Genomic DNA, 2569 nt, shown 5'->3' with positions numbered 1-2569 from the left:
GGCTGGTGAAGAAGCTATTTACCCCTCCGATATCGGTTGTTATACCCTTGGGATGCTCCCGCCCCTCAGCATGGCCGACTTTCTGATCTGTATGGGTTCCAGTGTCAGCTCGGCTGCCGGTTTTTCCAAAGCCACCGGAAAACCGGTTATCGCCTTTATCGGTGACTCGACCTTCTTCCACTCCGGTATCACCGGCCTGGTTAATGCCGTCCATCACAACCACAACTTCACCCTGGTCATCCTGGACAACGAGACCACGGCCATGACCGGCCATCAGCCTCATCCGGGTGTTGACATGGCCTTGTTGGGACAGCCCGATACCCGGATCTCTATTGAAGAGGTGGTTCGCGGGATCGGGGTTAAACAAATCTCGGTCGTGACCCCCAGAAAGGTTAAGGAAACCATGGAGGCCGTTCAAAAAGCTATGGACTACCAGGGGGTTTCCGTAATTATCTCCAAAGAAATATGCCCCTTGTATGCCAAAAAGGTTGCCCCGCCGACCAAGACACGCACCTTTATGATCAGCGAAAGCCGGTGCAAAAATCATCGGGACTGTGTCAATTTATTCGCCTGTCCGGCTTTTTATGTGGAAGAAAATCAGGTCAGGATCAATGAGAACCTGTGCATCGGCTGTGCGGTCTGCACCCAAGTCTGCCCGGAACATGCTATTTTGCCCAGGAAATAAGAGGAGGGCTTATGGATATTAGACGGATTGTCTTTGTTGGTGTGGGAGGTCAGGGAAATCTATTGTCCTCCCGGGTTTTAGGGGAAGCGGCCCTGTTGGCAGGCATTCCCGTCAACGTCAGTGAGGTCCATGGTATGGCCCAGCGCGGAGGGGTGGTCGAGTCGGCCGTGGTCTTAGGTGGTGCCTTGAGTTCCATTGTCTCTGATGGAGAGGCCGATGTGCTCATCGGTTTCGAACCTTCCGAAACCTTGCGGGCCCTGGGAAAATGCTCCAAATCGAGCACAGTAATTACCAACGTGACCCCTTTAATGCCTTTTACCGTTGCTGTCGGCAAGGGGGTTTATCCCGATATAAAAGAAGCCCTGAAGCTCATCCGGGAAAAAGTAAAACGGCTGATCGCTCTTAACGCCGACGCCCTGGCCGCCGAGGCCGGCTCGGCCCTGGCCGTTAATGTCGTCATGCTGGGGGCCTTGGCCCAAAGCAACACCGTTCCCGTCACAGCCGATCAAATGAAAGAGGCCCTCAAGATGAATCTCAAAGAAAAACTTTGGGCAATCAATCTGAAGGCCTTTGACTTGGGATTTGAAGCAGCAGGTAAAGAAAAGGTATAAGGTTCAAGATTTGAGGTTTGAGGTTTAAGATCTTTCCCCTGGACTTGAACCTTATACCTTGTACCTGTTTTTTATTTAAACCTTTCCTCCACTGCCCTGGCATGGAGCGGCAGACCTTCCTTTTTGGCCAACAGGGTGATGGTTTTCTTTAAATCCTGTAAACCCTTCCGGCTCAGATACTGAAAGGTCGGCTTTTTGATAAAATCATCCACCGAGAGTCCGGAAAACATCCTGGCACAGCCACCGGTAGGTAAGACATGATTGGTCCCCGAGGCATAATCGCCGGCTGGAACCGGTGCATATGGACCCATGAAAATTGAGCCGGCATGGTTGATCCTCGGCAAAATAATCCAGGGATCATCGGTCACAATCTGCAAATGCTCAGCCGCATAAGCATTGGCAAAATCTACCGCTTCCATAAGAGTGGAAGTGACCAGAACCGCCGAATGACGGGTCAGGGCCGTCTGAATGATTTCCCTTCTATCCAATCCTGGCAGCTCTTGATTGATAATATCACAGACCCTTTCGGCCAATTTCCGGGAGGGGGTCACTAAAACGGCCCCGGCATCCGGATCGTGCTCGATTTGGGAAAGAAAATCCCAGGTCATCCACTCCGGCCGGGCCGTCTCGTCCGCAATAATCAGGGCTTCGCTCGGTCCGGCCGGAGAATCAATATCAACCGTCCCAAAGACGGCCATCTTGGCCGCGGTCACAAATTTATTGCCCGGCCCGACAATTTTATCCACTTTAGGTATGGATTCGGTACCATAAGCCATCCCGGCCACGGCCCATGGCCCGCCAACTTTGAAAAGATAATCCGCCCCGGCAATATGGGCGGCCACTATGGTAACGGGATCGGCCTTCATACCTTTCTGCGGCGGGGTGCAGGCCACAATGGTCTTCACCCCGGCTACCCGGGCAGGTAGGATATTCATCAGGACGCTTGAAGGATAATTGGCCTGACCTCCGGGGACATAAGCCCCGATGGTTTCCATGGGCCTTCGAACTCTTCCGGCCAGGATCCCAGGTCTGACCTCAATGGACCACATTTCCCTTTCTAATTGGGCTTGATGGAATTTTACGATATTTTGGGCCGCTTTTTTTAAGGCTTGCTGTACGGCCTTGTCGACCAGTTTATAAGATGCCTTGATTTCTTCAGGTTGAACCAAAAGATCTTTCAGCCGAATATCGGATTTATGTTTCCGGTAATGCTTTAGAATGACCTGGTCGCCTCCCTTTTGAACGCCCCGGACGATGTCCCGGGTTTCTTCAT

At 52.2% G+C, this 2569-nt stretch carries 3 protein-coding genes; 2 read left to right on the top strand and 1 reads right to left on the bottom strand.

Annotation, left to right across the window (positions count from 1 at the left end):
- Together HY879_21815 and HY879_21810 are read left to right on the top strand one after the other, a co-directional pair.
- The coding region (locus tag HY879_21815; GenBank protein MBI5605981.1) for a 4Fe-4S binding protein at nucleotides 1-685 on the top strand (685 nt) is incomplete at its 5' end.
- Between the two features lie 11 nt (nucleotides 686-696).
- On the top strand, nucleotides 697-1296 hold the full coding sequence (locus tag HY879_21810; protein ID MBI5605980.1) for an indolepyruvate oxidoreductase subunit beta: 600 nt from the start codon (nucleotides 697-699) through the stop codon (nucleotides 1294-1296).
- A 71-nt stretch (nucleotides 1297-1367) separates the two neighbouring features.
- On the opposite strand, the gene hisD is transcribed toward HY879_21810, so the two are convergent.
- A partial coding sequence (hisD, locus tag HY879_21805; protein MBI5605979.1) for a histidinol dehydrogenase occupies nucleotides 1368-2569 on the bottom strand: 1202 nt, incomplete at its 5' end.

Source organism: Deltaproteobacteria bacterium (assembly GCA_016219225.1).
Lineage (GTDB): Bacteria > Desulfobacterota > RBG-13-43-22 > RBG-13-43-22 > RBG-13-43-22 > RBG-13-43-22.
The sequence above is the reverse complement of the archived record's forward strand: the minus strand, read 5'-3'. Positions and strand labels throughout refer to the sequence as shown.